Below are 26,788 nucleotides of genomic sequence, written 5' to 3' on the forward strand. Positions count from 1 at the left end.
TCAATGTATCAAAAAAGAAGAGAAAAATTAGTCTCCCTTATGAGGGAAAACTCTATCGACATAACTGTCTTGGTTCCAGGACCCAATATGTATTATTTTACAGGCTTACATTTAAAACAAAGTGAACGCATAGCTTTAGCAATTATCACGAAAGGCGAAAAATTATATTTTTTAATGCCACAAGTAGAATTAAATAAAATGGATGCCAAAAGCAGCAATGCTATTTTCTCTTATTCAGATGAAGAAGGACCTTTTCATGCTCTTCAGCAATTAAGACAACAAATAGGTTCATTGCGTGTAATGGGAGTAGAATTTGACTTCATGCATGTGAAAGAACAAAAAACAATTGAGTCTCTTACATATGAGCATTTATATGATATAGGAGAGGTGATTCGAGAACTTCGTATAAATAAAGATAGCAACGAAATTCAATTAATGAGACAAGCTGTGAACATAGTAGAAGAGAGTCTCGAAGCAACATTACCAATTATTAAAGCCGGGATTTCAGAAATGGAGGTGGCTGCACAATTAGAGTATGAGATGAGACGTCGAGGATCTGAAGGAACACCATTTGGAACAATTGTTGCTTCTGGCTATAGAGGTGCACTTCCACACGGTAGAGCCTCTACGAAAACTATTGAAGCTGGTGAATTAATCGTTTTAGATTTCGGCTCGATTTACAAAGGCTATGTGGCAGATATAACAAGAACAGTGGCATTAGGAGAAATTTCACCAACATTAGAAAAAATCTATAGTATTGTTAAGGTAGCAAATGAAGCTGCTATTGAGGCTATTAAACCCGGGCAAACGGCTCATGAAATAGATGATACTGCAAGAACTATTATTCGAAATGCTGGCTATGGAGAGTTTTTCACACATCGACTAGGACATGGAATTGGACTAAGTGCTCATGAGGAACCTTATTTAATGCAGCAAAATAATCTCGTTTTAAAGGCTGGCATGGCTTTTACCATTGAACCAGGGATATATGTAAAGGATGTGGGCGGTGTCCGTATTGAGGATAACTTGATAGTCACAGAGGATGGCTATGAAAATTTAATGACGTTTTCCAAAGATTTAATCATTTTATAAGGTTGGGATGGACATGACAATTGATATAAAAAAGATTCAAAAGGATATGCCACTGCTGGACAAATATATCTACCTGAATACTGCTGCTGCTTCTGCAATGCCACAGCCAGTAGTAGATACCATGACGAGCTATATACAGAAACAAGCTAGCATTGGTCCCTATTTGCCCTCCTTTCGTCAGGAAACCTACGAAAATATTGATATTGTTCGTGAAAAATCAGCAATATTAATAGGCGCAAAAAAAGAAGAAATCGCCTTTGTCCCGAATGGTTCGATGGCTGTTAATTTTGTTTCAGGTGGTTTGCAATGGGAAAAAGGCGATGAAGTCATTGTTTTGGATACCGAGATGCTAAGTAACTATGTGCCTTGGCTTGCACTTGAGCAACAAGGTGTTCTTTTAAAGGTTTTTAAAACAAACTTAAACTATATGGTGGATCTAGACAAGCTAGAAAAATTCATAACACCTAAAACAAAAATGATTGCATTTGCACATATGTCTAATGCTTCAGGTGCTCTTCAGCCAGCAAAGGAAATATGTCAGCTAGCCAAGCAAAAGAATGTTTTAACACTAATTAATGCAAACCAAACAGTGGGCTTGATTCCAATCGATGTCAAAGATCTTGACTGTGATTTCTTACTTACCTGTGGACGAAAGTGGCTGCGGGGTCCAGAAGGCTCAGGCATTCTTTATGTTCGTGAAGAGCTTATACAAACACTAACACCGATAATGATTGGTTGGGGAAGCACCAATTGGGACTATCCCAACAATGACTATTCTTTTGTAACAACAGCCAAACGCTTTGAACCTGGATGCCCTGTCATTCCTAGTATTTTAGGATTAGGTGCGGCTATCGATTACGCAAATAATATTGGGATGCATGCCATCCATCAGCAAGTAAAGCTATTAACTACTTATTTGCTAGAGCAGCTTCAATCTATAGAAGGTATCGTCATATATGGCCCCCAGCAAATAGCAAACCGTTTATCGATTACCCCATTTAATATTGAAGGTATTTCACCAGATGATGTGACCAATTATTTAGCAACGCATGGAGTCATTATTGAGGCTGGAACCTTTATGGCTAATACGATTATGGAACGAAACAGCATCAATAAGATGGCTCGCTTCTCGCCACATTATTTTAACACATTCAAGGAGATCGATGTTGCCATTTCATTGATAAAAGAACTACTATAAATGACAAAAGCAAGGGCTCAGAGTAGAAAAAACTATCTGAGCCTTTTGTTGATTACTCATGATATAATTTAAAACTAAATTGATCGAAATATCGTTGGATACTCATCGCTGAATATTGGAGCACTTTGACCATATCAGGCAGTTTTTCCTCTACTGGTTTACGATAATTAGGACCAGCAATGGTTAATGAAGCAATAATCTCACCTTTATTATTAAAAAGTGGTACGCCGAGACCAAATACTGAATGAGAATATTCACCTGTAGTAAAGCACCAGCCCTGTGTTCGAATCTTTTCTAAATCAATTAACAGCTCCCCAGGGTCTGTAATCGTTTCAGTTGTTAATTTTTTCATGCCACTATCCATAATGTCCTTCTGCTTCTTCTCCGGAAGATAAGCCATGATGGTCTTACAAGATGCACCTATGTATAACGGTGTACGAGTTCCCATTGAAACAGAGAACTTAATTGTTTGCGAGCTTTCTGCAATTTCAACCGTTACACCATCTGCTCCGTCAAGCCATGTTAAAAAGACGGATTCTTTTATTTCCTCAGAAAGTTTTTTCATGATTGGTAAAACAAAATCAGAAAGATTTAATTTTTCTTTTACCATTTGCCCATACTCTAAAAAACGTAGTCCTAATTCATATTTTTTTGTCTCAGGGTTCTGGTTTAAAAAGCCATGATTTTCAAAGGTAGCTAAAATCCTGTGAATGATAGAATGGCTTATATTCATTTCTTTTGCTAATTCACGCACGCCCCAGGTAGGATTCTCTTTACTAAAATATTTTAATACTTCTAATGAATTATCTAATGTTTTTAATGCCATTTTCCACCTCAAATGTCTCTATATTAGAACCACATTATAATTATAAAATGTATCTAAATAATTTTCAAATCCGTCAGCTAAATTATGTATATATTTCACAATCACAATAAAAAAGCCGCCTCACAACGAAGCGACTTTTCTAACTATATATTTTTGTCTTGTATTCCTTGCACTAATTTTTCTTGGATTAGCAAATATTGTGCAATCTCTTCTTCATTCAATACTTCAAAAAGCTGCATAAAAACCTCTTGTCCAATAGATTGGGCTTTTATTAAGGCTTTTTCACCTTCTGTTGTAATTTGTAGGCGAATTGTACGACGATCAGACGGATCATATAATCTTTCTGCCAAACCGAGCTTGACTAATTTTTCAGCAATATTCGTCATTGCTCCTTTTGTATAGCCAATCGTTTCTGCTAATTCAGCTTGTTTCTGCGGCCCTTTTGTCTGGAGCTCGCTTAAAACAAGAATTGGTGAAATCCCTAACGGATAGGGAAATGACTTCGTAAAACGAATAATATTGGCATTGTTCATTTGTTCAATCATATGAATGAGTTTAAAAATATTTGTTTGTTTCAAAAAAATCCTCCTCAAAGCCCCAAGCAATTAGTGAAGCATTACTGAACCTCCGTCCACCATAATGGTTTGACCTGTGATATATTGCGAATCGTCGGAAGCTAAGAAAACAGCTACACGACCAATATCTTGTTCAACATCCCCGAAGCGACCTAGTGGGATTTTACCTCTAACAGCTTCATAATACTCGGTTGTGCCTTTTGCCCATGCTTGTACACCTGGTGAATTAGCAAGTGGACTAATAATATTTACATTAATACCGAAGCGTCCCATTCATTTGCTGCAACACGAGACAAACCACGGATTGCCTCTTTTGCAGCCGCATAAGCCGCTTATGTTTCATGTCCTTGTAAACCAGCACCAGATGCAAAGTTAATAACATTTCCTTTTGTTTCTTTTAAATAGGGTAATGCTGCTTTAATAGTTCAATATTAAATAGTTTATCATTAAATAAATTACAATAAAACTAAATTGCTTATCATTGTGAAAACCTTTACAATTCATTTGCAATCTGTTTGACAATGTCATCGATGGTTGGAATAGCAGACGTTTTATTGGCCTGTGTTAAAATACTAAAAATATACCATTTACCACTCTTTCCTTTGACATAACCACTTAAAGCATATGTACCAGATATATACCCAGTTTTAGCAGATACACTATATCCCTGTAAGCGATTTTCTAAAGTCGCTCCAACAAGCTTGCCTTTTCTTCCTGCCTGAGGCAATGCATCTAAGTAGGAGAAATACCAAGACTTACTTCGAATTTTATATAACAGTAGACTTTCTTGTATACTGCTTACACGATTCTGATGATTTAAACCTGAACCATCTTCAAAATACCACTGCTCCATATTTAGTCCACTATCATTACCATATGTACGAATTGCTTGAATGCCTGCTGACCAGCTTCCTTCTCCAAGTAGCTCTCGTCCAATTTGCTTTGTAAGCATTTCCCCCATACCATTAATACTAAGTTTTAAAAAACGAAAATTAATATCCTTTAATGGTTTTGAATAGGAAATTCCTACTCTCCTTGCATTGTCGGGTACCTCGCCAACCTCCAGAGGCATTGTTTGGATTCCTTTTGCCAGTAATTTTTCCCGAAATACATCAAGTGTATACAAAGTTGGATCATAAACAGTCACATATGTATTTTTCTCTGTACCAGCTGGTAAATTTCCTGTAGCAACAATACGGTCTGTGCCATATTCTCGTGTAATAGCTATGGTATTTTTCTCACCCTTTTTAACGATTTTAGTCTTATTAACAATTGGAATTGTACTAGCAAACGGGGCAAGCTGAACATTTGCCATAGTTCCAACCTTTGAGCCTGTCACTTTCACTTGCACAGTAGCAATATCATATTGATCATTCGGCGAAATCGTTAATGCTGAAATACGTGAAGCATAGGATAGCGCTTCGTCCTGAGGAACAATGCCTTTTGCTAAACGTTCTGTATCAAACCACGTGTCATCGGCAATTAAAGAGCCCGTGATATTCAAGATTCCTAATTTTTTCAGTCCATTAGCAAATGATTCTAAATGGACAGGTAAAAGCGTTGGGTCTCCTCCGCCCTGTAAATAAATATTGCCTTGAAGAACACCATTTTCAATTGGTCCATCAATATAAACCTTTGTCTCAAATCGATAATCTGCTCCCAGCAAATCCAATGCAGCAGCACTCACTAAAAGCTTATGTGTAGAAGCAGGGCGTATCATTTTATCACCGTTTTTATTATAAAGAATACTTCCTGTCTCCATATCTCTTACGGTAATGCTGTACTCATTGTTCTTCCAGTTTTTTGAGATAATGCTATTCACTTTTGTTGTCATTGTTTGTTCACTAGCTTCCACATTGTCAATAAAAGTGATTGGGAAGCAGCACAGCAAAAAGATCATTGTACAAATTATAAAATTCTTTTTCATAGTTCCTCCAATTGGTAAATTTCAACTTTTATCACTTTATTCTACGGAAAAAGCTAGCCTTTTACAATGAAACACCTTTGTTATTTTACAAGGAATGACATGTCACCATTTTTATTCGATAAAAAAAGAGGACACTGAAAAAGTCGATTTACCACAAAAAATGTGATATGTTTTTAAATCAAACAAAAGATAGATTTTTAATATACAAAAAGAATTTTCTTCTTCAGTGCCCTCTAAAAAAAGCCCCACTTTTTTTTTGCAAAATGGGGCTTCCTAAAGTTGACAGGGCTAACTATCCATCAAAAACCTACCTATTGATGTAATGAATTTGCCTGCATCTGATACATTGTTTCGTAAATACCGCCCTGTGCTAATAATTCATCATGTGTACCTCGTTCTACAATCTTACCTCGATCTAATACAAGGATACGGTCTGCATTTTTAATAGTAGAAAGTCTATGTGCGATGATAAATGTTGTACGCCCTTTTTTCAGCACATCCATCGCATGCTGAATAATTTCCTCTGTTTCTGTATCAATATTTGAAGTAGCCTCATCTAATATTAATATAGCAGGGTCAAAGGCAAGCGCTCGAGCAAAGGATATAAGCTGACGCTGTCCAGATGACAACGTACTACCCTTCTCAATCACTGGCTCATCATAGCCATTTGGAAGATTTCCTAAAACACGCTCACCGCCAACAGCCTTCAATGAAGCTTCTATTTTTTCACGTGAGATTTTAGGATTATTTAAACTAACATTCGCAGCGATTGTTCCTGTAAATAAATAAGGATCCTGTAAAACAATTCCCATATGCTCACGCATTGTTTGACGCGGCACCGATGTGATATCTAGACCATCAATTGTAATTTTCCCTTTAGATGGATCATAGAAGCGGAATAATAAGTTCATAATGGAGCTTTTGCCAGATCCAGTATGACCTACTAAGGCAATTGTTTCGCCTTGGTGAGCTTCAAAGGAAAGGTTTTTCAATACATATTCCTCGTTTTTATAAGCAAAGGAAACATCTTCGAAAATCACATTTCCTTTATATCTTGGTATGCTTTTTTCGGAGACAGGCTCACCACTTATATCCAGCACCTCGAATACACGTTTCCCTGCAACAAGTGAACGTTCCAGTTGTGAAAACTGATTGACAATATTTGTGATGGGATTAAATAATTTTGTTAAATAATCAACAAAGGCATACAAGGTTCCAGCAGATACCACTTGTGTTGCAGTAAAGGACTGTGTGCCAAAGTAGAAAATAAAGACTGTAAACATGATTAATCTTAATGTATTGACAAGGTTGAAGGAAGTCGCTGAATCAAGAACAAGCAGCTTGCGTTCATACGCATAATGCTCATTATTCATATCATCAAATTCCTTTGTCATTTGCTGCTCTCGACGAAATGCCTGAATAATCGTCATTCCTTGAATGGATTCATTGATCATAGCGTTAATATCTGCAATTTTGGTACGAATGACATCATTATACTTAGAAGCAAATTTACGATATAGAATCATCCATAAGTAAACCACTGGAATCATGAGTAAGGCTATCATAGCCATTTTCCAGTTTAAAATGAAAAGTGCAATGTAAACACCAATAATTGAAATGAAACTCGTCGCAAAATTGGATAGTACCTGTACATATAAATTTCGAACAGCCTCCGTATCATTCGTAACACGGGCTACAATTTTTCCTGCTGGTAAATTATCGAAATATTGTATTGGTAATGTTTGAATATGCCCAAATACATCCTTTCGCAATTTTTGCACTACGCGGTTAGCACCAATCTGCAAATAAATATACATAAAATAGCGTAATACTGCAGTAGCAATTGCTAAAATTAAATAAACTAGTAATAACCATGTAATTGGCTTGATTTCAATGTGACCAATTGTCATATAATTATCAATGATATGCTTGGCAATAAATGGCCCGACTAGCTCGGTAAATACAGCGATTGTTAAGAAAAACAGACCGAGTAAAATTGGTTTTTTAAAATACATGGCATAGCGTGTTAAACGTTGACTCGTACTCATGAGGCACCTCCTTCTAGCTGCTGACGGTCGAATTGCTCTTTATACCATCCTTGTAGTGCAAGAAGCTGCTCATGTGTTCCCTGTTCGACAATTTGACCTTCATCTAGCACGATGATTATATCTGCATGCTGTATGCCTGATAATCGATGTGTGGTAATAATCGTTGTTTTATCCTGTCGTTCTCGCTGAATATTCTCAATAATTTTTGCCTCTGTTTTAGCATCTACAGCAGATAATGAATCATCCAGCATTAAAATTTCAGGATCCTTAATCAAGGCACGCGCAATGGACACACGTTGCTTTTGACCACCTGAAAGGGAAACGCCCTTTTCACCTACAAGTGTTTCAAGACCCATCGGTAAATTTTTTAAATCCTTTTCAAAGTATGCAGCGTGAATCGCCTGCTGCAATTCAGCCTGTGTCGCATTTTCTTTTCCGAATAAAATATTTTCACGAATTGTACGTGAGAACAACACATGATCCTGTGGTACATAACCAATCCAATCTAGTAATTGCTCTTTCGTTTGTGCAGTAATATCTACTCCATCAATTGATAGCTGTCCCTCACCGATTGGATACTCACGTAATAATTGTCGTAGGAACGTTGTTTTACCTGCCCCTGTCTTCCCAACAATGCCAAGTGTCTGCCCTTTTTTCAACGACAATGAAATTCGTTGTAGGTTTTTCACCTGACTCATAGGATATTGGAATGTTAGATCATCAAAGCCAATTCCATTTGGTGTCGCAATCATTTGTGGATTCGCAATATTTCGAACATCTGCCTCATAGTTGAGCGTTTCCTGTACACGATCAAGAGAAGCATTTCCCTGCTGCATCACATTAATAAGCTCGCCGATGGCAAATATAGGCCAAACCGCTAACCCCAAGTAAACATTGAATGTCACAAGCTGCCCTACTGTCATCGCCTCAGTTGCAACTAAATGAGCACCGTAACCAAGTGCTACAACATAGCTAATGCCAGTACCGACCTTTGTAATCGGTCCAAATAGCGCGTTAATTTTTGCTGTATGCATATTTTTTTCATAGACAATTTCGCTCATCTCTGCAAAACTTGCCTCATCCTTTTTTTCTTGCACATAAGCACGTACTACCCGTACACCTGCAACCGACTCTAGCACACTATCATTCAGCTCTCCAAATGCATCTTGAGCCTTCATATAACGCTCATGCACAATTTTTCCAAGATATTGAATAAGAATAGCCATGATTGGAACAGGTAGCATAGCAAAAAATGTGAGCTTCCAAGAAATCAGATAGCCCATGGCAAAAATAATGCACCCCATATAAATCGTCGAGTCAATCAGGGTCATAATCCCAAACCCAGCAGTTAATGACACGGCGTTTAAATCATTAGTTGCACGAGCCATTAAATCCCCAGTACGATTTTTTTCATAAAACGTTGGTGTCATACGTAAAAAATGCTGCATAAGATTCCGGCGTAATATTTTCTCTAAATTAATAGCCCCTTCAAATAGTCGGAATTGCCACACAAAATTCAGGGCATAACCACCAATAATAATTCCCACAAAAATCAAAATATACTTTGATAAAATAGCTGACGACATTTCCCCAACAGTCAATATATCAATAATGGACCCTAGTAAATAAGGAGGTACTACCTCTAGAACACTAGCAATTATTAAGAACATGATTGCCACCGTATATTGTTTCCAGTATTGCTTAAAAAACCAGCTTAGCTTACTTAATACATCAAACATACATCATAACCTTCTTTCCCTCGTGCTGTGAAAACGTTGCTACCCACTATCCAGAAATTCCTTGATGAAAATCATTTTTAGTGCTGTACTTCGCATACTAATACACTCCTTTTTGTGTAATCACTACAACTTTTTACGCAACAAAAAAGACACATCCCCTAAAAAGAGCATGTGTCTCTTATGAAAGGCAAAGTGTAACCCATGCCTTTTACTGCAATAGAAATAAAAGTTAGGCATGGACAATGTATGCAAATATGTTTTGAAATGATACTGATAAATTAAACATTGTCATGCCCTCCTTTACTTGATTTGTTATAGTGTTCTTGAAGATTATCATACTATAGAAATATTTGTCAACTATCTTCCTGTTATTTTTTACGTTTTTCAAGAATTAATTAGCGCTTTAAAGCAATGAATTACTATTTTGTAATTTCAAAAGCTAATCGAATAGCAGGCATTGCAGAACCAGGATGATCCGTGGAGTAGGTTAATTGTGGAATCAAGGTCATATCCGTCTCCTTTTCCTGCTGCTTATAAATGCCAGGATATAAATCAATTAAATGATATCCAGCATCACCCGTTGCAATAACATCAAAAGTTAAATTTCCTTGGCTATTAAAGGCACATAAATAACCTGTATAGGCATTGTCATAAGTTAAATAATAGGCATTATCAAACTCAGTCCAGCCACCGCCCTTAATAGTTATGGAAATTTTTGTTCCAACTGGACCGGATTTTGGAGAAAATTCAACGATAGAAGGTAAAACTCGTAAATAAGCTTGCCCATACACCTTACCTTCTGCAGCTAAATCGAGACGATGAGGTATGCCTCCTAAATCATCTGGAACTGTAAAATCATACTTTAACTCTCCATTTTCATCCGTTTTAACTTTTTTCAGTAATGTAGTTTCCTCTCCAAAGCCTTTGCCGCTTACACGGCTTCCTTTCATTGTGTTCCAAATAAGTTCTATTTCTGTCTCCTTAGGTAAACCAGAGGATGTCAGTTTTACAGGATCACCTACTATACCCTCATTTTTAGTTAGCTCAACCTTGACACCTTCACCCTGCTTCAATTTTGGCATGTCAACACCGCCAGATGCAGCTACTGGTGCATCTTCTATATAATTAGCAATAGTTGGTGCAGCCCCATCTGTAATTGTAAACATAAAATCTGGTGCTGGTTTGTCTGGATATGGAGACTGTAAATAGTTTATATATTGCATTCCTAAGTATCCTGTACGAAGACGAATGGCATGATCACCTACAGAGCCAGCAGCGCGAATTTTCGCCTCTGCAGTTCCATTTGTTGAAATCCCTGTAATTAGCCCTGTATATTTATTATCATAGGTTAATTGCCAATTTCGCATATATGTGCTCCAACCAAGGCCTTCCATTTTAATCTTAATTTCTGTACCTACAGGACCAGATTTAGGCTCCATGACAAACGATGGATCAACGGTATAACCAATTTGACCGATTTTTTCCCCTTCTTGTTTGACCCATAATGTAAAATCTCCGCCAAAGCCCTCAGGCACATTAAACTTGCCAGCCCATTTTCCTGTTGAGTCTGCGATACCCTGCTGTAAAATTATTTCTTTTTCTGTAAACTTTGGACCAACGACTGTATACAAATCCTCGATGAGATATTCTCCATCTATAGCATTCCATACTAATTCAACTGGTTGACCTGCCTTTAACTGATCGACATTAAAAGTAACTTCATCTCGGACAAACCCTCGAACTTTAGATAAGGAAATATTGTTTAATAATTTTTCCTGAGCTGTTTCTTGTTTTTCAGCATCCGCTTTAGTCGATGAATTTTGTTGTCCATTAATGGCTTGCTCTTCTTTATCAGAACAAGCTATTAAGCTTAAACTAGTTAATAATACAATGATGAAGAGCAAAGGCGATTTTAATAAGTGCTTCATAAAACCCCCCCTTTATTGAACAACTACTAGTTTAGCTGTCATATCACTATGACCTGCACCACAAAAAACGCTACATACCATATTAAATTCTCCAGCTTTTTCAGGCGTAAATTTCACAGTGCCATCCTTTTCTAAATTAACATCTAATCCCTCTATAGTAATTCCGTGCATACCTTCTTCAGATTTTAACGAAAGTGTTACTTCCTCTCCTGCTTTTACATAAAAAGCTTTTTCTCCCTTTGGACCATGAAATTCAAAATTTTTTCCAATTATATCAACAGCTTGATTCGTTTCGACAGCAGACGCATCTGCCTCAGCAGAAACCGGCTCCTCTTTTGGTGTCTGTGCAACGTCTTCAGACACAATCGTTAATAAAGAAGGAGCAACATTAAAAGGCTTAAATTCTCCCTTTTGCTCTTTATATTCTGCTGTAACTGAATAATCAAGTGTTCCAGTTGGTGTATCTTTTGTTACAGGATAAGCTACTACCCAAAAATTATCATCACCATGCTTGCCATATTTCATATCAAGTGTTTCTCCCGTAGATAGGTGTACCTGCACCTTTGCATCCTTTACTTGCTCATTTGTTAATCCATCTAGTACATTGTTCCGGAAAATAATTTTATCTCCTGGTGAAAAACGGCTGGCTAGTACACATCCACCTTGCTCAGTCACTGTATCCCCAGTAATAACAAGTGATCCTACATCCTTCTCAGCGGCTGCTTCCTTCTCCCCTGAATCATTGTTGCATGCAATCAAAACAACCATCGTCACTAGCAGTAATGCAAATAATGATATTGTTTTTTTCATAAAAAACCCCCAATCGTTTTTTTATATATTTATTAAATAATAATAAATATAATTCTATTTTAATCCTCCCTATATATACTAATCAATGGCTTTTAGATAAATTTATAGAAAAATCAGAAAATTCATTCTTTGGTAGTAGATTTTTTCGTTGTTTCAAAACTATTTCCACTATAATTATATTGTTATATTAATATCATTTCTATAGAATTAGGTATCTAAAATTTCCATAAATGATATCTCATGATAAAATCTTTATAGAATGTGAAACTTTAAATAGTGGAGCCCTCTGTACACTTTTACATATGTGTAGTCTTGTTCCAACAATACGATAAAATTACTGCCTGCTTGTACAGGATAAAATTTAAGGAGCGACTAACTTTGAAATCATTTTTAGCAGTTGGAATTGGAGGATTTTTAGGGGCCATCAGTCGTTATAGTCTTAGCCTGACTTTTCCCACTACAGGTGGTTTTCCAGTTATAACACTTTGTATTAACTTAATAGGTTGCTTCTTTTTAGCATGGCTTTTTACTACTTTTCCAAAGCGCACACCCATTGTATTAGGCGTCGGGACAGGCTTTCTTGGAGCCTTTACAACCTTTTCGACATTTTCCTTGGAGACCCTATTACTACTACAAGATCATCAATGGATGCAAGCCCTGTTTTATTGTTTCATAAGTGTTATTGGCGGTTTACTTTGTGCATGGCTAGGACATAAACTGGCGAAGGGGCGTACCGTATGATTCTTGTTGGTATCGGTGGATTTTTAGGTGCATTGACGAGATTTTATTTAGGGAAATGGATCGTTCATACATATCCATGGGCAACATTTTTCATCAATATAACAGGTTCTTTCGCACTTGGACTTTTGTTTGCATTACATCTAAGCGATTGGCTATGGCATTTTATCGGAATTGGTTTCTTAGGGGCCTATACAACCTTTTCAACATTTGGTTTTGAATCCTTACAGCTCATAGAACAGAAAAGATGGAGACATGCGATTATTTATATGTCTACGTCCATTTTGGTCGGAATACTTTTTGCGACGCTTGGATTTTATATAGTATAAGAAAGAGGTGATTTTTTGATACCGTCAACACATGATTTACAAATACTTGAAACTGAAATTGAACAAACATTATTTACCTTGATCGACTTAGAATTAGAAGAAAATTTTCAGGAAATGAACAGTCTCTTTTCGAAGTTACTCGCCAAAGTACAGGCTGCACAACTAATTGATTATAAGCTTGATGTTCTTGTCGATCCTCAAATATTTGCAACAGAAACAAGTATTCTACTGCAAAGCTTAATAGAGGCAAAGGCTAGACCTCATAAAAGACAAAGACTACTTACACATCGAATGATTTTGAAAATATGGTTACGTAAAAATCAACGCTTTATGAAGGAGTTTTTACCACAAATGTTTTAGGCGCCTATCGATTTCTCGAGGCGCCTTCTTTTAAATTTGCACTTGTTGCAACACTTCTTTTGTTTTCCCTTCGATAATTAAATCAAATGGTATGGTATGCTGTGTTATATCTAAATTGATATAAACCGTTTTTCCTTTTGTCATCGCAGGGAGCTGATTCACAGGATACACTTCAAGGCTAGTACCTATGACAAGTACAAGCTCAGCTGATTTAATAGCATCCATCGATCTGTGCCAGCTCTCTTGGGGTAAACTTTCACCAAAAAGTACAACATTTGGCCGTAATTTCCCATTACAATGTCTACAGCTCTCCTTATTCAGAAACCATTCCATTGAAGCGGCTTGCTGACAACGGTGACAGCGAATTGAGCGAATCGAGCCATGTAGTTCCTCCACCCTCTGACTACCTGCCAATTGATGAAACCCATCTACATTTTGAGTCATCATTAAAGATACAATCCCACGTTTTTCCCAATCCGCAAGAATTTTATGTCCCTCATGTGGTGCTACATTTTCTAAATGCTCAATGCGCATTTTATAAAATTCATGAAACAATGTATAATTTTCCATCAATGCCTCGGTAGTGGCTACTGTACGAGGATCAATATTTTGCCACCATCCTGATGCTGAACGAAAATCTGGTATACCACTTTCAGTTGACATGCCAGCCCCTGTTAAAATAACTGTCCTTTTTGAGGATTGTAACCACTCCCCCAATCGTTCAATTGACATTTTTCATTCCTCCATTCTCACTAACATCTTAGAATATGAGCTAAAGAAGCGCTTATTATAGTAACAATGACGTCTTTATTTGATGGTCTCAATAGTCTTCAGCAAAATATAAAAGAACAGCTAATCATTCAGTGTTCTGTAAACTTTTCCACATATGATAGTAAACCCCGCCAGAAGTCATCAAAGCTGAAGCTGTGATAAGTTCCCTCTGTCTGCTCTTCAAGCTTCACCTGTTCTTTAAACTCATGCACTTGATTAATGCTAACAGGATTAGATGGATTGAAATTTTTCCGTTGTTCGTGCCATTCTTCTAAAATAGATGTAGTCATATAGTAACTCCCTCTATCATAAGGTTTCATTATTTCGTGAAAGAATATTCTTTCATGACCTGACAAATCTCCACATGATATTGCGTATACCAATTCTCTTTCCCAAATTGCTGTGCAACTAAGTGTTTGGTATTTTCCTTCCACGCCTGAATAGCCTCTAACGTTTCCCAATAGGATACCGTAATTCCCTTTCCCTCGGCATCTCTAACACTTTCTACACGAATAAAGCCTGGCTGCTTTTGTGCTAAGTTATCCATAGCTTCAGCCATCTTAGCATAGCCCTCCCCATCCTTTTCTGCTCTCTGTGATGTAAAAATTACAGCATAAGACATTTCCATGCTATTTACTCCCTCCTTTATATGTATTATTGTAAACGATAAATACTCTTACGAAAAATGAAACATCGATTGAGAAAGGATTGTGACAAATGAGTATTAATCCGAACATTGCAGAAATTGCTTCCCTTCTAGGCGAAACCTCAAGAGCTACAATGCTTGCTAGTATGATGGATGGTCGCTTCCATACAGCCAGTGAATTAGCATATATGGCCGCAATTAAACCTCAAACAGCTAGCTTTCATCTCGCTAAGTTAGTGGATGGCAAGCTTGTCAAAGTAGAAAAGCAAGGTCGCCATCGATATTTTCAGCTAGCAGGTGAAGACATTGCACAATTATTGGAATCCTTCCTCGTAATGTCTCCGCCACCTGAAGTGCGTTCATTAAAGCAGTCCAGTCAAATAAAAATTCTACAGGATGCAAGAACCTGCTACGATCATTTAGCTGGAAAATTAGGTGTGCAATTAACTGAATCATTACTTACCACTGGTTATTTAGAGCTAGACCAAAAACAGTTTGTCATTACAGCTGAAGGTACACAATTTTTTACTAATTTCGGTCTTGATTTAGATGAATTAAAAAGAAAGCGTCGTTCATTTTCTCATGCCTGCTTAGATTGGAGTGAACGACGATATCATCTTGGTGGAGCTCTCGGTCACGGACTGCTGACACATTTATTAAACCTAGAATGGATTACGCGTGTCCCATCTATCCGAGCTATTAAAGTCACTGAAAAAGGACGAGCTGGCTTTAAAGAAGTTTTTAACATGGATATAAGCTAGACTAATCAATTATCATCTGTTATCTCTCCACGGAGATTTTTCTTATCATTTGCAGTAAAATTACGATTTACTAAATAAATTCCTGCAATAATAAAGACACCTCCTACTACTAACGAAAGCTTGAGTGGATCATCTAATAGTGCCCAGCCTGTTAATACTCCGAAAAATGGGGCTAAAAACAAAAAGGCACTTGTTTTCCCAGGATCGCTATTTTGTAAAAGATAGTACCAGCCAGCAAATTGCACGATAGAGGATAAAATACTTAACCATAACAAAATAAAAATAGAAGTCTTATTCACAATAAAAAATGGCTGCTCAAGCAAGAAACTAGCTAGTAATAGAATTAAACCACCAAAAAGCATTTGATAGGCTGATAAAACCCAAGTATCAAATAAAACTCCCCATTTTTTTGCTAGCAATGTTGCCATTGCCCAAAAAACAGCAGAAAGAATACCAAAAATAAGTCCGATTTGTATGGTAACCTGTGCACCCATTGTAATCATCACGCCTACCAATCCTAGGACAACACCGCACCATTGATATGTGCGGTAGCGTGCCTTTGTAAAGAGAGTGGCAAATATTACAACGAGTAAGGGATTTGTAAATGTTAAGATGGAAGATTCACTTGCTGTAATCGTTCGCAAACTTAAAAAAATACAGCCCATAACACCAGCTGTTTGACATGCTCCAATTATTAAAATCTTCATCCAACTACCATTTGAGGTTGGATGAGGTCTCCTGAAAGCTATTACTATAACAGCCATTATAACCCCTGCTAGTATAAATCTAAGTGCAGCTAATAATAATGGCGATGAATAAGGCAGACCTAACTTAACAATGGCAAAGGAAGATCCCATTAAAAATGTAGTTAGGACTAATAATGCAATAAATTTATAAATATTCATAGTTGTCCCTCCTTTTTCTATATTTAAGTAACATTATAGATAGGAAAAGCTTCGACTCTCATCGAAGTATGGAATACATTTTCAGTTTCATGTCATTTTTAAAACGTATAGTTAGCTTGATAGTATAAACAGGAGGAAACAACCTTGAAAATATTATTAGCAGAAGATGATACAAGGCTTAGAAGAAATATTGTTTATATATTAAAAAAGGAATTTCATCTTGTTACAGAGGCAGATAATGGACAGGATGCGCTAGACCATACTCATACTGAGATATACGATCTTGTTATTTTAGACTGGATGATGCCAAAAATTAGTGGAATTGAAGTTTGCAGGCAGCTGCGACACACTGGGTTTAATGGTAGTATTTTAATGCTAACAGCAAAGGATGACACAGATGACATTATTAAAGGGCTTGATAGCGGTGCAGATGATTACATTGTAAAACCATTTAAAATGGAGGAGCTACTAGCAAGAGTTCGCGCATTGCTCCGAAGAAAAGATAAAATCATTGAACAGGTCATCCAAATAGATCATTTACAACTGTATGTAGATTCTCGTGTGTTTTTGTACAATAATAAAGTGATTGATCTCACTAAAAATGAATTCTTACTTTTAGAATATTTATTTATGAATAAAGGTCGTATACTCACAAGAGAACAAATTTGCATTTATATATGGGGCTACGATTACGATGTTTCGAATAATTCCTTAGACGCGCTAGTCAAGCTTGTTCGGAAAAAAATCGATGATGGTCAATCCAAATCACATATTCAAAATATCAGAGGGATTGGCTATAAACTGAGGGATAACTAATGTTTCATACAACGAGAAAAAAATTAGCTTACATCAATGCAACGCTTTATTTCCTATTATTTTCACTCTTTGTGATCGTTCTTTATTTTTCACTCGTTAAACTAATGGAAAATCAACAAATGAAGGAATTAGAAGATTTTTACGTAAGGCAAGAACATGATTTTTTTGAGCATGTTCATGCAAACAAAAAAATATTAAGCTATGACCCAAATCGTAATTTTTTTTACTATATTTACACAAAGAATGGTCTGTTTGTCCATGGTGATGAATCCTATAAGGGTCTGAAAGAACAGGTTGAAAAGGTCTTCTACAATAGCAGCCCAAGTGCTAACATTGTGAAACATTATAAATGGCAGGAAGAGCATTTTTTACTTGAAAAAAAACCAATTTTCAGCAACGATGAGGTAGTCGGCTATATTATCGTTGGTAAATCTGTAACGTCACAGCAGCACTTTTTCCAAAATGTAAGATATTTACTAATATTATTAACCTGTATTTCTACGGTCTTAATTGGGCTACTAAGCTATTATTTAGCGGGTAAAGCAATGATACCGATTCAATGGTCATTCAATAAGCAAAAAAAGTTTGTTTCAGATGCATCTCATGAATTACGGACACCACTCAGTATTTTTTATAGTTCACTTGAAATTTTAGAGGTAGAAGAAGCTAAACAGTTAAGCCCTCTAGGGAAGGAATTAATTGCGGACTTAAAAGATGAGGCTGAGATAATGAAAGAGCTAATTGATAAACTATTATTCTTAGCACGACACGATCAACAGCAGGTTTCTCCTACCAAAGAATTAATACCATTATCTACCTTATTTAAAAAAGTCAGTGTAAAATTTCAAAGGATTATGCCTTCTGATATACGATTTTCAACTGACATTCAAGAAAACATCCAACTCCTTGGCGATGCTTCGAAAATACAAGAGCTGCTTTATATCTTATTAGACAACGCCATTAGATATACAAATAGCGGAGAAATAACACTTACGCTGTTAAAGAATCAAGACATTGTAAAAATTACAGTTGCGGATAGTGGTATGGGTATGACGGAACAGGAACTACCTTTAGTGTTTGAACGATTTTATCGAAGTGATACTGCTCGTCAACGAAATGGCACTGGTTTAGGACTGGCCATAGCAAAGGCAATTGTTCAGCAGCATAATGGAAAAATCTATGCAACAAGTCAAATTGGTAAAGGCACTACATTCCATATCGAATTCCCTTTGTGACATGTTAACATCAGCTTATCTCTTTTTCCAGGAGATAAGCGGATGTTTTTTATTTTTGATGTGATGTTGAAACATCTATCTTTTTCATTAGTTGACCTACTGTTCTCGCTCCCAAAATCGATAGTGTAAGCCCAGCGGAGATTAAATAAAACAAGAGAATTACAGGATTTTCTGAATCAGTTCCGATAAGCACACCATGGGCAAGTGAAAATGCCCATGCTGGTAACACCAGAAAGTGAGTTTTTTTCCATATAGAGCGATTCATCGTTCGAATCCATAAATCAGATGTCAGGATCACTATTAAAAATAAATAAAATGCTATTGTCCCAAAAGCTGATGAAAATGGCTGATAGTTAGCTGTGAAAGGAAGTAAAATCTCTCCTAAACGATACGGCTCATAGTGATCTATTATTAGCACAAGCATATGCGCTATCACTGTGATTAACCCTAGCCACCCTGCATTTTGATGTATATGATAAATTAAATTTTTATGTGATTTTACAAACGATGATTTTCTTAACAAGCCAAAAATAATAGAAATAGTAAAGTAAAAATACGCTAAAAAACCTAATAATCGAATCCATTCCCATGTACTTGTAAGCATTTAGTTCACTCCCGTCATCTGCCAAGTAGCTGTTTGCCCCTCTTTCACAATAAAGCGTGCACTTTTCAGACAATTTTTCTCAAACCATTGCTGCAGCTCAGCTTCTTCCAATAGAAAGCAAAGTTTTGCACCAACCTCTGCATCACATAACGAGGATGTTACAACAGAAGCCTGTAAGACATTTGTCTCTACAACTTCACCAGTTTGTCCATTCAACAAATGATGTTTTTTTGTTGTCTCATACAGCCAGCTTCGATAAACACGATTAGATGTAGCAATAGCACCTGTTTTCATTTTAATCGAACTAATTTCCTGATCGATATCCAAGGCATCTGCAACACCGATTGTCCAAGTTTTTTCTCCAGCAGACCACATTTGCATATCCCCACCGCCATCAATTAGACCAAAATCAACAGCTATTTCTTCCTTCAACCAATTAGCCAATTTTTCTATGGCATACCCTTTAGCAAATCCGCCCAAATCAATTTCCAGATCAGATACTTTCATAACTAACCGATCGCCTAGAAACTGAAATGGTTTCCCCACAGCCAGAGTTTTGTTTTGATAGGTGTTGCTTTTAGCAGTTTTAAACGGGAAGGACTGATTGTAGCCATGCTGTTCTATTTGCAGTTTAAGATATGGTGAAAATAGACCATTAGAAAGCTGATAATATTGATCTGCTTGTAAGAGACAATCATATAAAAACGAATTTATGCGGAGCGTATCTCCGATTTTTAATTCATTTAGTTTTGATAATTCATTGTTTGGTTGAAACCTTGACCATTCTTTTGCTACGTATTGCAGCCATCTCTCTGCTTTTTCCTTCCAAGTGAAGTGTACACCTTTGGGCATAGCAATATAAAATTCCGTATTCATTATCTGCAAAGTTAGTGTATCCACACGACCAACTCCATTAAGTTCTTTTCGTTTTTCGCTCGCTTTTAACAGCTGCTTGACTTGTAACTTCAAAATTTGTCCAGTCAAGCTGCACGAGTTCTTTTTCTCTTTCTGTCATACTTTCCTGATCTAAATTTTGTATATTGTTCGAGCGTGATGTTTCAGCCTGTGTTGGGCTGTTCATTTGAGTTAGTAATGCTGCAGATAAAAGTACCCCCGATGCACCTAAAACCCATTTTGCCTTTTTCGGATCTTTCATAATCCTACCCTCCTATTTCGTAATTCGATGACATACAAATGCTTGAGTGCTTGCTTGCCATTCAGCTATATAGCCTAAACCGTTCGTGATTGTACTAATCGGTACATACAATTCTTCATTCACATAAAATGCTTGTGCAGGAATGGGTGCTTTAACGTTGTTATCATAGGCAACGTTTGTTCCAGCACGAAAAATTAATTCATTAGCTTGATCCTGAATATCTAATATTTTACTTGCTTGATAAAAGGTTGCTTTTGCTCCTAAAGCCTGTGCTATTGTTTTTCCAGGTACAAAAAATTCTCCATCTTTAGGAATAACAAAAACGTTTAATACCTTATTTGTTCCATCTAACTTAAAAGTAACATTCTGAGAATCCGTGAAAGGTAATATTTCTTTATCTGCCGTAACAGTTCGAGTCCAAATATTCCAGGTCCCTTTTTCCCTTACTGCATCTTGAAAATAATAAGTTTCACCTTCATTTTCATCATCATCGTAATATTCGTCATCATACTCGTAATCGTCGTCATCATCATCGTCATAGTCTTTATACTTTTCGTATTTTTTATCTTCATGCTTGTGATCATCTGCATGTACGACTACACCATTTGTTGTAAAGCTTGCGGCTATTAGAACGATTACTAAAGTTAATTTCTTCATCATCAATACCTCCCTTTGTTGTCATTGTAGAAATCAAAAATGAAAGGAAACTGAATTTTTTCAAACAATGTTGAAAAAGCCATTTCTATAAACAGATTTCACTGTACACAGAAATAGCTTTGCAAATCTACTACTATTCATTTTGTTGCTTATACTATGGTTTATAAGCATATTTTCTTCCTAATAATTATCTCTGCTACTAGCAGATTAATCATCCAGCATAACCAGACTGCTATGATATAGGAAATTTCGTAGGGCATATTGATTAAGCTATATGTAATGGCGACAATGATATAAATCAACATGTTTGAAAAGGAAAGGAAAAAACTTCGAATCATCCATTGACTATGCAAAATTACTTTTTGTTTCTTGATATACCAATAGCCAAGGCATGTCGCTGTAAGCCATAAACTATTTAAAATAAGAAATCCTATTGTACTTAGCCATCCCCCAGTGGCAAAAAATGAAACATAGAGACCAGGAATGAAATTTAAGATAATGGATAATACATAGAATCGACCATTCCAGCGATGGAATTTAATAGATTTAATTCGGATTTTTTTCATAATCCCTAATGGACCAGTAAGCAACGAAATAATAGCAAGCAAAATATGAAGTCGAATCATGAAGATCCACAGGGATTGATCAGTAAGAAGCAGATCCTTTTTAGAAATAAATTTTTCAAAAGTAGGGTCAACCATAAAATTTTTTGAAAATGTATGGAGTACCCACATAATCGAGACAATTAATAGCAATATACCAATGTTTCTTTTCATTCAACCTATTCCTCCATTAGGAAAATAAACTGCGATTTGTCATAATGAAAATAGCCAAAATAATGGATAATAATGTCACCCAGCTATATCCTTTAAGCTTTGTCGCAGTTTCTAATAATTTCTTCTCCTGATTCTCTACAATAGTAATACTTTTCATGTTTTTAAGGATCACTCCTATCAAACTACCAATAAGTATAAGTAATAAAATCGCTAGTATCATCCATCATTACAGAAGGATAAGATGAATACGTAACAATCATTCAACCTCCTGAAATCATTAAAAATATTACTGCATAATGACTTGTTCTAGTAAAGCTCAAAGTCGTGTTCAGCGCTGACTTTAATTTATTGCCTTTTCGAAATAAAAATGGTAAAACGAATTTATTGAAAGGCTCTTGTATTACTATATAATAATTGTTACAGGAATTAAGTATTTTTTATAGGATTTTTATAAAGGAGTGCTATGATAAATCCTCCTAGACTTAAAAGACTTGCCGTCATAAATGCAGCTCGTATACCATTCAGCATTGCTTGATTCATTGAAAGATCATGATAAAAACTGCTTGTACTACTCATTATAGTAACCAGCAGAGCAGTTATAATAGCCCCAGCCACCATACGAAGAGTATTATTGACCGCTGTTCCATGTGCGATTAAACGTATCGGTAAAGCATTCATACCAGCAGTTGTTAATGGCATCATAACCATAGTAATACCAAGTGAAATGAAACTAAATATAGTAGAAATGTACAAAATAGTAGAATGATAAGAAAGAAAAATAAAGGCTATATTTCCACCTAAAATAAGACTAAACCCTGCTATTGCCAATAATCTTCCACCTAATCTATCGAAAATTTTCCCTGCAATTGGAGAAAAAATACCCATGACTAGTGCTCCCGGCAGCAGCATCAATCCGGTTTCTAATGCTGTTAACTCACGTACATTCTGCATATAGAATGTGAGTAGTATTTGTGAACCGACCATTAAAGAATAAACAAGAAATGATAAAATCGTTGATAAGGTAAAAATCTTAGACTGAAAAACCCTAAATTCTAAAATTGGTTTCTCTAGCTTTAATTGTCTTTGTATAAATTGCCAAAGTGAAATAGTACCAATACCTAGAGGAATCCACACTTCAAGATTATCAAAGCCCTTAGATCCAGCAATACTAAATGCATATAGTAATCCTCCCCAGCCAAATGAGGAATAGACAACAGATAATACATCCAATTGACCTTGCTGTTTCTCAGTAACATTTCGCATATAGAAAGCTACAATTAAAATAATGATTATTGATATCGGAAACATCGTATAAAATAAATACCGCCATGAGAACTGTTCGATAAGCCAGCCTGCAAGTGTTGGTCCTACTGCTGGCGCAAAACCTGTCACTAGTCCTGCTATCCCCATGATAGTGCCCCGTTTTTCTTTTGGATAAATTGTTATAATAATTGTTTGCATCATCGGCATAATAATACCGGCACCACCTGCTTGTATAACACGGGCAAGAAGCAAAGTCATAAAATTAGGTGCGAAACCACCAGTTAACGTCCCCACACTAAATAAAACAAGCCCTGTTAATAATAACATTCGGTTGGAAAATCTACCAATGAGATAGGCAGTAATGGGTATTAAAATACCGTTTGTTAATAAATAGATGGTTGTTAACCATTGAGCTTGATTGGCATCAATTTGAAAATCAGCCATTATAGGAGGCATGGCAATCATTAATAAGGTTTGATTCAAAATTGATATAAATGCCGCAGATAATAAAATGGCTACAATCCATTTATGTTTATAAGTGGATATATTCATTACTCTCTCCTTTTTGTTAGTCATAACTAACATTTTTGTCTAAAAAAATAGGGTTAGTTTTGTACCCCATTTAAAAATGTGTCTATTATATTATTAATATATATTGCTTCCTGATTTTGCAAAAAATGATCGTCCCATAAAGCAATCGAAACAAAAAAACCAAATAATGATGTTAAAAAAGTAATTGCTTTCTGCTCAGTATCAAATGGTCTTAGCTTTCCACTATTAATTTGATTTTCAAAATAATTCGCCAGTAAATTTTGCAACTTCTGAGTATTCTGTTTAGAAATCTCATCCATCAATTTAGGTAACGTTCCTCTTTCTTGCACAGCAATTAAAAACAATGGCTTATTTTTATTCATAAAATGCAAATAAACTTCAGAAATTCTCTTCAAATCCTCTTCAATATCACCTATTAACTCACTAGTAAAAAAATTCTCAAAATATGGCACATACGAATATTCTTTCACAATTTCTTGTAATATCTCAAACTTTGTATTGAATTTTCTAAAGACAGTCATTTCACTGCAGCCAGCCTTCTCTGCAATTTCTTTCACTGTTATATTTTGATAACCCTTAGCAGACATCATTTCACAGGCTGCCTGTAAAATCTTTTGTTTAGTATGCTTCGCCATCTCATCCTCCTTATTAATGTTAGTCATCACTAACAATATATAAAGTTACGCTATGCTTGTCAATAGAGTGGCTCATAACGTAAATGATTGATTGTCCTTGCGGTAGATAATTCGTCATTTGAATAGAAAAGAAATAATTATGTCCATTTAAACTTCAAAGCTTTTCATTAAACAAAACCTAGTATCCGGGCTAATGCTGAGATTAAGATTTGTTTCCATCGTTGAACATTGTCAACAACTCGAACATAACTTATTACTTTATGACCTTTTACGATGCAAAATCCAAGTCCATAACGACAAAAATCTTCATCTGGTCCATTCTTTATAATGTCAGTGTTCAATATCATTAAACTCAAGCCATTTTTTGACTGCCTAAAGAGCTAGTCAAATAAGAATTTAATCTGGAGCCTTACACTAGACCTAATTCTAGGTCTGTTCAAAACATTTTTATTAACAAAATTTTAGAAAATAGTGCTTGTTGGGTTACTAAACAATCAAGCTCTATCAGAAAACATATCTTATAATATCAAACCAAAAGGAGGTGATAAAATGGTGCAAATTCTTGATTACAAAGCAATTGAACCTTTAAGTAGTTTTAACCCAGGAAATGCTTTTACAATTCCGCAAGCTCCATTTAGGGTTGTTTTAGCCTCAATTCAAATAAACATCCCCTCCACTGCTACAAGAAATAATCTCGTTGAGCTAGTTTCAACCGTGGGTGTGGAAGGCATTACAAATATTTCTCAAATTGTATTTAGAATCTTCCGTAATGGGAAAGAAATCTTTAATACGCAAGATGGAGTAGAATCAACTGGTTCAGAGCAAACCTATACCTTTACATTTCAAGCCATTGATTCCAATTTAATAGCTGGTGCCAACTTCTATCAACTTACTGTTGAGAATATCACTCCTAACACACAAGCAAACATAGTTGGTCCCATTTCTTTTAGTGGCTTAGCTATAAAGAATTAACGATAATAGTTCTTAGTAGCTTTTTTGAAGATCATCCATAAAAAGATGGTCTTCAACTATCTTCGTACAACCTATCCCCTAATATGGTACATAAATGTAAATGGACATTAATTTTTTGCTAATCCATGTACTATTGGCATCATTTTTACTATATTTACGGCATTTGTTGCAGTTAAGGTTATACATTTACACCCATTTCAATTTTATGGAAAAGATTATTGGAGGATTTTATTTCACTACAGAACAGTTAGGACAATTTAAAGCTTTTAACCCTCCCTCATTGCTCCTAATATTTTAGATCATAGCTTTTGGGTTATGTGGAATTTAAAAAAACTTTGTCTAATCCAACATTTTTTCGTTTGCATTAATTAATAGATATTGGGAAAAAACGTTGCTATAGACCCACATGGAGTGTGGCTGTTATCATAAATTCATACTCATTAGGAGGTATTTCAATGTGAATTCTTCAAAAATCGCTTTTTTATCAGTTATTAGTAATTCTACTATTGTTATTTTAAAAATTATTGTTGGTTTGTTCACAGGATCAGTGGCAATTTTATCAGAGGCAATCCATTCATTTTTAGATTTGCTTGCTTCGTTAATTGCTTTTTTCTCTGTCAGAATTTCCAATAAACCAGCAGATAAAGAACACCCGTATGGACATGGTAAGGTTGAAAATATTTCTGGAACGATTGAAACTCTTTTAATTTTTGTTGCAGGAATTTGGATTATCTATGAATGTATTCATAAAATTATTACACCTACCCCAATAAGACTTCCAATATTAGGTATATTAGTCATGATATTAGGCGCCATAATTAATATTTTTGTATCAAGAATTGTATATAGAACTGCTAAAAATACTAATTCGGTCGCAATGAAATCAAATGCACTACATTTACTTACAGATGTCTATACTTCATTAGGAGTTGCCTTGAGTTTATTAATTGTCCATTTAACTGGTTGGTATATTTTAGATCCTATTATAGGTATAGTATTAGCATGTTTTATTATGATAGAGGCTTTTAAAATGATGAAAGAAGCATTTCCTCCACTATTGGATGCTAGATTGTCAAATGAAGAAGAAAGAGAAATTATACAAATTATTGAAACATTTAAAGATGAATATATTGAGTATCATGATTTCAGAACAAGACGATCGGGTGCTGAGGAATATATCGATTTTCATTTAGTAGTAGAATCGCAAAATAGCATAGAAAAAGTTCATAATCTCTGCGATCGTATAGAAGAAAGGATTAAAAATATCTATCAAAATGCCAATATTCTTATTCATTTGGAGCCAGAAAATGAAAAAATAAACTAAATTATATTATGTAATCAATGACCAAATACTCACCTAAAATGAAACCTTTGATTGATGAAAGCTAAAAACGTTAGTGCATTTTCTATGCACCATCCCCTCTACAATTACAGTAATTTATACTTACATACAATGGGCTTGATGTAGT

29 protein-coding genes and 1 pseudogene are annotated in these 26,788 nt (G+C 35.7%); 10 read left to right on the top strand and 20 right to left on the bottom strand.

Translation table 11 applies throughout. The annotated features are described in order from the left end of the window. The first annotated feature begins 3 nt into the window (after positions 1-3). Positions 4-1,092 (top strand): M24 family metallopeptidase, encoded by a 1,089-nt coding sequence (locus ACQKIM_RS11120; RefSeq protein ID WP_427543421.1) that lies wholly within the window; start codon positions 4-6, stop codon positions 1,090-1,092. 13 nt (positions 1,093-1,105) lie between these two features. Then, the gene (locus tag ACQKIM_RS11125; RefSeq protein WP_427543424.1) at positions 1,106-2,290 is read left to right on the top strand and encodes an aminotransferase class V-fold PLP-dependent enzyme; all 1,185 of its coding nucleotides are present in this window, start codon (positions 1,106-1,108) and stop codon (positions 2,288-2,290) included. 52 nt (positions 2,291-2,342) lie between these two features. On the opposite strand, the gene ACQKIM_RS11130 is transcribed toward ACQKIM_RS11125, so the two are convergent. The 8 genes and pseudogenes from ACQKIM_RS11130 to ACQKIM_RS11165 form a co-directional block, all read right to left on the bottom strand. Beyond that, on the bottom strand, positions 2,343-3,116 hold the full coding sequence (locus ACQKIM_RS11130; protein ID WP_427543427.1) for an IclR family transcriptional regulator: 774 nt from the start codon (positions 3,114-3,116) through the stop codon (positions 2,343-2,345). Positions 3,117-3,259: 143 nt separating this feature from the next. Beyond that, a complete protein-coding gene (locus tag ACQKIM_RS11135; protein ID WP_427543430.1) occupies positions 3,260-3,694 on the bottom strand; it encodes a MarR family winged helix-turn-helix transcriptional regulator in 435 nt (144 codons plus the stop codon). 27 nt (positions 3,695-3,721) lie between these two features. After that, positions 3,722-4,113: pseudogene (locus ACQKIM_RS11140) on the bottom strand (SDR family NAD(P)-dependent oxidoreductase); the annotation flags it as partial. A 71-nt stretch (positions 4,114-4,184) separates the two neighbouring features. Beyond that, on the bottom strand, positions 4,185-5,618 hold the full coding sequence (gene dacB / locus ACQKIM_RS11145; RefSeq protein WP_427543433.1) for a D-alanyl-D-alanine carboxypeptidase/D-alanyl-D-alanine endopeptidase: 1,434 nt from the start codon (positions 5,616-5,618) through the stop codon (positions 4,185-4,187). 311 nt (positions 5,619-5,929) lie between these two features. Further along, the gene (locus tag ACQKIM_RS11150) at positions 5,930-7,666 is read right to left on the bottom strand and encodes an ABC transporter ATP-binding protein (RefSeq protein ID WP_427543436.1); all 1,737 of its coding nucleotides are present in this window, start codon (positions 7,664-7,666) and stop codon (positions 5,930-5,932) included. Further along, complete coding sequence (locus tag ACQKIM_RS11155; protein ID WP_427543439.1) at positions 7,663-9,405, bottom strand: ABC transporter ATP-binding protein; 1,743 nt, start codon at positions 9,403-9,405, stop codon at positions 7,663-7,665. The genes ACQKIM_RS11150 and ACQKIM_RS11155 overlap by 4 nt, the downstream gene beginning before the upstream one ends. Positions 9,406-9,824: 419 nt before the next feature. Further along, complete coding sequence (locus ACQKIM_RS11160) at positions 9,825-11,333, bottom strand: hypothetical protein (RefSeq protein WP_427543442.1); 1,509 nt, start codon at positions 11,331-11,333, stop codon at positions 9,825-9,827. A 12-nt stretch (positions 11,334-11,345) separates the two neighbouring features. Beyond that, positions 11,346-12,143 carry a hypothetical protein gene (locus ACQKIM_RS11165; protein WP_427543445.1) on the bottom strand — a complete coding sequence of 266 codons (798 nt, stop codon included), beginning with the start codon at positions 12,141-12,143 and terminating at the stop codon, positions 11,346-11,348. Between the two features lie 378 nt (positions 12,144-12,521). Here ACQKIM_RS11165 and crcB point away from each other — a divergent pair, with 378 nt between their 5' ends. From crcB to ACQKIM_RS11180, 3 genes are read left to right on the top strand one after another with little or no spacing between them, the layout of a single operon-like run. Continuing rightward, entirely contained in the window at positions 12,522-12,884 is a 363-nt protein-coding gene (gene crcB, locus ACQKIM_RS11170) for a fluoride efflux transporter CrcB (RefSeq protein ID WP_427543448.1), read from the top strand. Further along, entirely contained in the window at positions 12,881-13,210 is a 330-nt protein-coding gene (locus ACQKIM_RS11175) for a fluoride efflux transporter FluC (protein WP_427543451.1), read from the top strand. Before crcB ends, ACQKIM_RS11175 begins: the two co-directional genes overlap by 4 nt. A 15-nt stretch (positions 13,211-13,225) precedes the next feature. Beyond that, positions 13,226-13,570, top strand: a complete 345-nt coding sequence (locus ACQKIM_RS11180) for a hypothetical protein (RefSeq protein ID WP_427543454.1) — start codon at positions 13,226-13,228, stop codon at positions 13,568-13,570. A 30-nt stretch (positions 13,571-13,600) separates the two neighbouring features. On the opposite strand, the gene ACQKIM_RS11185 is transcribed toward ACQKIM_RS11180, so the two are convergent. The 3 genes from ACQKIM_RS11185 to ACQKIM_RS11195 form a co-directional block, all read right to left on the bottom strand. Further along, entirely contained in the window at positions 13,601-14,302 is a 702-nt protein-coding gene (locus ACQKIM_RS11185) for an SIR2 family NAD-dependent protein deacylase (RefSeq protein ID WP_427543457.1), read from the bottom strand. 128 nt (positions 14,303-14,430) lie between these two features. Next, entirely contained in the window at positions 14,431-14,631 is a 201-nt protein-coding gene (locus ACQKIM_RS11190) for a hypothetical protein (protein WP_427543460.1), read from the bottom strand. A gap of 29 nt (positions 14,632-14,660) precedes the next feature. Further along, entirely contained in the window at positions 14,661-14,969 is a 309-nt protein-coding gene (locus ACQKIM_RS11195) for an antibiotic biosynthesis monooxygenase family protein (RefSeq protein WP_427543462.1), read from the bottom strand. 89 nt (positions 14,970-15,058) lie between these two features. Here ACQKIM_RS11195 and ACQKIM_RS11200 point away from each other — a divergent pair, with 89 nt between their 5' ends. Then, on the top strand, positions 15,059-15,748 hold the full coding sequence (locus tag ACQKIM_RS11200) for an ArsR/SmtB family transcription factor (RefSeq protein ID WP_427543465.1): 690 nt from the start codon (positions 15,059-15,061) through the stop codon (positions 15,746-15,748). Positions 15,749-15,753: 5 nt separating this feature from the next. Here the strand turns inward: ACQKIM_RS11200 and ACQKIM_RS11205 are convergent, their stop codons facing one another. Next, positions 15,754-16,653, bottom strand: a complete 900-nt coding sequence (locus ACQKIM_RS11205; RefSeq protein ID WP_427543468.1) for a DMT family transporter — start codon at positions 16,651-16,653, stop codon at positions 15,754-15,756. 144 nt (positions 16,654-16,797) lie between these two features. Here ACQKIM_RS11205 and ACQKIM_RS11210 point away from each other — a divergent pair, with 144 nt between their 5' ends. Together ACQKIM_RS11210 and ACQKIM_RS11215 are read left to right on the top strand one after the other, a co-directional pair. Beyond that, positions 16,798-17,469, top strand: a complete 672-nt coding sequence (locus tag ACQKIM_RS11210; protein ID WP_427543471.1) for a response regulator transcription factor — start codon at positions 16,798-16,800, stop codon at positions 17,467-17,469. Continuing rightward, positions 17,469-18,704, top strand: a complete 1,236-nt coding sequence (locus ACQKIM_RS11215; protein WP_427543474.1) for a sensor histidine kinase — start codon at positions 17,469-17,471, stop codon at positions 18,702-18,704. Before ACQKIM_RS11210 ends, ACQKIM_RS11215 begins: the two co-directional genes overlap by 1 nt. A gap of 49 nt (positions 18,705-18,753) precedes the next feature. Here ACQKIM_RS11215 and ACQKIM_RS11220 read toward each other — a convergent pair whose 3' ends face one another. The 8 genes from ACQKIM_RS11220 to ACQKIM_RS11255 all read right to left on the bottom strand — a co-directional run bounded on the left by ACQKIM_RS11220 (position 18,754) and on the right by ACQKIM_RS11255 (position 24,347). After that, positions 18,754-19,308, bottom strand: coding sequence for a ferric reductase-like transmembrane domain-containing protein (locus ACQKIM_RS11220; protein ID WP_427543477.1), 555 nt, complete (start codon positions 19,306-19,308; stop codon positions 18,754-18,756). Then, complete coding sequence (locus ACQKIM_RS11225; protein WP_427543480.1) at positions 19,309-20,208, bottom strand: FAD:protein FMN transferase; 900 nt, start codon at positions 20,206-20,208, stop codon at positions 19,309-19,311. A 13-nt stretch (positions 20,209-20,221) separates the two neighbouring features. After that, positions 20,222-20,464, bottom strand: coding sequence for a hypothetical protein (locus ACQKIM_RS11230; RefSeq protein ID WP_427543484.1), 243 nt, complete (start codon positions 20,462-20,464; stop codon positions 20,222-20,224). A gap of 12 nt (positions 20,465-20,476) precedes the next feature. Beyond that, positions 20,477-21,121, bottom strand: coding sequence for a copper amine oxidase N-terminal domain-containing protein (locus ACQKIM_RS11235; protein ID WP_427543487.1), 645 nt, complete (start codon positions 21,119-21,121; stop codon positions 20,477-20,479). Between the two features lie 161 nt (positions 21,122-21,282). Beyond that, positions 21,283-21,897 carry a DUF2306 domain-containing protein gene (locus ACQKIM_RS11240; protein ID WP_427543490.1) on the bottom strand — a complete coding sequence of 205 codons (615 nt, stop codon included), beginning with the start codon at positions 21,895-21,897 and terminating at the stop codon, positions 21,283-21,285. Positions 21,898-21,913: 16 nt separating this feature from the next. After that, positions 21,914-22,054 (bottom strand): hypothetical protein, encoded by a 141-nt coding sequence (locus ACQKIM_RS11245; protein WP_427543493.1) that lies wholly within the window; start codon positions 22,052-22,054, stop codon positions 21,914-21,916. 269 nt (positions 22,055-22,323) lie between these two features. Then, a complete protein-coding gene (locus ACQKIM_RS11250; RefSeq protein ID WP_427543495.1) occupies positions 22,324-23,712 on the bottom strand; it encodes an MDR family MFS transporter in 1,389 nt (462 codons plus the stop codon). A gap of 53 nt (positions 23,713-23,765) precedes the next feature. Beyond that, positions 23,766-24,347: a TetR/AcrR family transcriptional regulator gene (locus ACQKIM_RS11255; protein WP_427543498.1), complete on the bottom strand. Its 582-nt coding sequence runs from the start codon at positions 24,345-24,347 to the stop codon at positions 23,766-23,768. Between the two features lie 549 nt (positions 24,348-24,896). Here ACQKIM_RS11255 and ACQKIM_RS11260 point away from each other — a divergent pair. Both ACQKIM_RS11260 and ACQKIM_RS11265 read left to right on the top strand, forming a co-directional pair. Further along, positions 24,897-25,319, top strand: coding sequence for an exosporium protein C (locus ACQKIM_RS11260; protein WP_427543501.1), 423 nt, complete (start codon positions 24,897-24,899; stop codon positions 25,317-25,319). A 406-nt stretch (positions 25,320-25,725) separates the two neighbouring features. Continuing rightward, complete coding sequence (locus tag ACQKIM_RS11265; protein WP_427543504.1) at positions 25,726-26,643, top strand: cation diffusion facilitator family transporter; 918 nt, start codon at positions 25,726-25,728, stop codon at positions 26,641-26,643. The last annotated feature ends 145 nt before the right edge of the window (positions 26,644-26,788 follow it).

Source organism: Lysinibacillus sp. NPDC047702, from assembly GCF_050272555.1.
Classification (GTDB): Bacteria; Bacillota; Bacilli; order Bacillales_A; family Planococcaceae; genus Lysinibacillus.

What these genes read in the sequence shown, in the direction of transcription:
- ACQKIM_RS11215 (WP_427543474.1), top strand. Translation starts at nt 17,469, where the DNA reads ATGTTTCATACAACGAGAAAAAAATTAGCTTACATCAATGCAACGCTT.
- ACQKIM_RS11150 (WP_427543436.1), bottom strand. Translation starts at nt 7,666, where the DNA reads ATGAGTACGAGTCAACGTTTAACACGCTATGCCATGTATTTTAAAAAA.
- ACQKIM_RS11160 (WP_427543442.1), bottom strand. Translation starts at nt 11,333, where the DNA reads ATGAAGCACTTATTAAAATCGCCTTTGCTCTTCATCATTGTATTATTA.
- ACQKIM_RS11260 (WP_427543501.1), top strand. Translation starts at nt 24,897, where the DNA reads ATGGTGCAAATTCTTGATTACAAAGCAATTGAACCTTTAAGTAGTTTT.
- ACQKIM_RS11230 (WP_427543484.1), bottom strand. Translation starts at nt 20,464, where the DNA reads ATGAAAGATCCGAAAAAGGCAAAATGGGTTTTAGGTGCATCGGGGGTA.
- ACQKIM_RS11245 (WP_427543493.1), bottom strand. Translation starts at nt 22,054, where the DNA reads ATGAAAAGTATTACTATTGTAGAGAATCAGGAGAAGAAATTATTAGAA.
- ACQKIM_RS11155 (WP_427543439.1), bottom strand. Translation starts at nt 9,405, where the DNA reads ATGTTTGATGTATTAAGTAAGCTAAGCTGGTTTTTTAAGCAATACTGG.
- ACQKIM_RS11165 (WP_427543445.1), bottom strand. Translation starts at nt 12,143, where the DNA reads ATGAAAAAAACAATATCATTATTTGCATTACTGCTAGTGACGATGGTT.
- ACQKIM_RS11205 (WP_427543468.1), bottom strand. Translation starts at nt 16,653, where the DNA reads ATGAATATTTATAAATTTATTGCATTATTAGTCCTAACTACATTTTTA.
- ACQKIM_RS11130 (WP_427543427.1), bottom strand. Translation starts at nt 3,116, where the DNA reads ATGGCATTAAAAACATTAGATAATTCATTAGAAGTATTAAAATATTTT.
- ACQKIM_RS11250 (WP_427543495.1), bottom strand. Translation starts at nt 23,712, where the DNA reads ATGAATATATCCACTTATAAACATAAATGGATTGTAGCCATTTTATTA.
- dacB (WP_427543433.1), bottom strand. Translation starts at nt 5,618, where the DNA reads ATGAAAAAGAATTTTATAATTTGTACAATGATCTTTTTGCTGTGCTGC.
- ACQKIM_RS11175 (WP_427543451.1), top strand. Translation starts at nt 12,881, where the DNA reads ATGATTCTTGTTGGTATCGGTGGATTTTTAGGTGCATTGACGAGATTT.
- ACQKIM_RS11265 (WP_427543504.1), top strand. Translation starts at nt 25,726, where the DNA reads ATGGAGTGTGGCTGTTATCATAAATTCATACTCATTAGGAGGTATTTC.
- ACQKIM_RS11125 (WP_427543424.1), top strand. Translation starts at nt 1,106, where the DNA reads ATGACAATTGATATAAAAAAGATTCAAAAGGATATGCCACTGCTGGAC.
- ACQKIM_RS11235 (WP_427543487.1), bottom strand. Translation starts at nt 21,121, where the DNA reads ATGAAGAAATTAACTTTAGTAATCGTTCTAATAGCCGCAAGCTTTACA.
- ACQKIM_RS11185 (WP_427543457.1), bottom strand. Translation starts at nt 14,302, where the DNA reads ATGTCAATTGAACGATTGGGGGAGTGGTTACAATCCTCAAAAAGGACA.
- ACQKIM_RS11195 (WP_427543462.1), bottom strand. Translation starts at nt 14,969, where the DNA reads ATGGAAATGTCTTATGCTGTAATTTTTACATCACAGAGAGCAGAAAAG.
- ACQKIM_RS11200 (WP_427543465.1), top strand. Translation starts at nt 15,059, where the DNA reads ATGAGTATTAATCCGAACATTGCAGAAATTGCTTCCCTTCTAGGCGAA.
- ACQKIM_RS11255 (WP_427543498.1), bottom strand. Translation starts at nt 24,347, where the DNA reads ATGGCGAAGCATACTAAACAAAAGATTTTACAGGCAGCCTGTGAAATG.
- ACQKIM_RS11220 (WP_427543477.1), bottom strand. Translation starts at nt 19,308, where the DNA reads ATGCTTACAAGTACATGGGAATGGATTCGATTATTAGGTTTTTTAGCG.
- ACQKIM_RS11120 (WP_427543421.1), top strand. Translation starts at nt 4, where the DNA reads ATGTATCAAAAAAGAAGAGAAAAATTAGTCTCCCTTATGAGGGAAAAC.
- ACQKIM_RS11190 (WP_427543460.1), bottom strand. Translation starts at nt 14,631, where the DNA reads ATGACTACATCTATTTTAGAAGAATGGCACGAACAACGGAAAAATTTC.
- ACQKIM_RS11240 (WP_427543490.1), bottom strand. Translation starts at nt 21,897, where the DNA reads ATGAAAAGAAACATTGGTATATTGCTATTAATTGTCTCGATTATGTGG.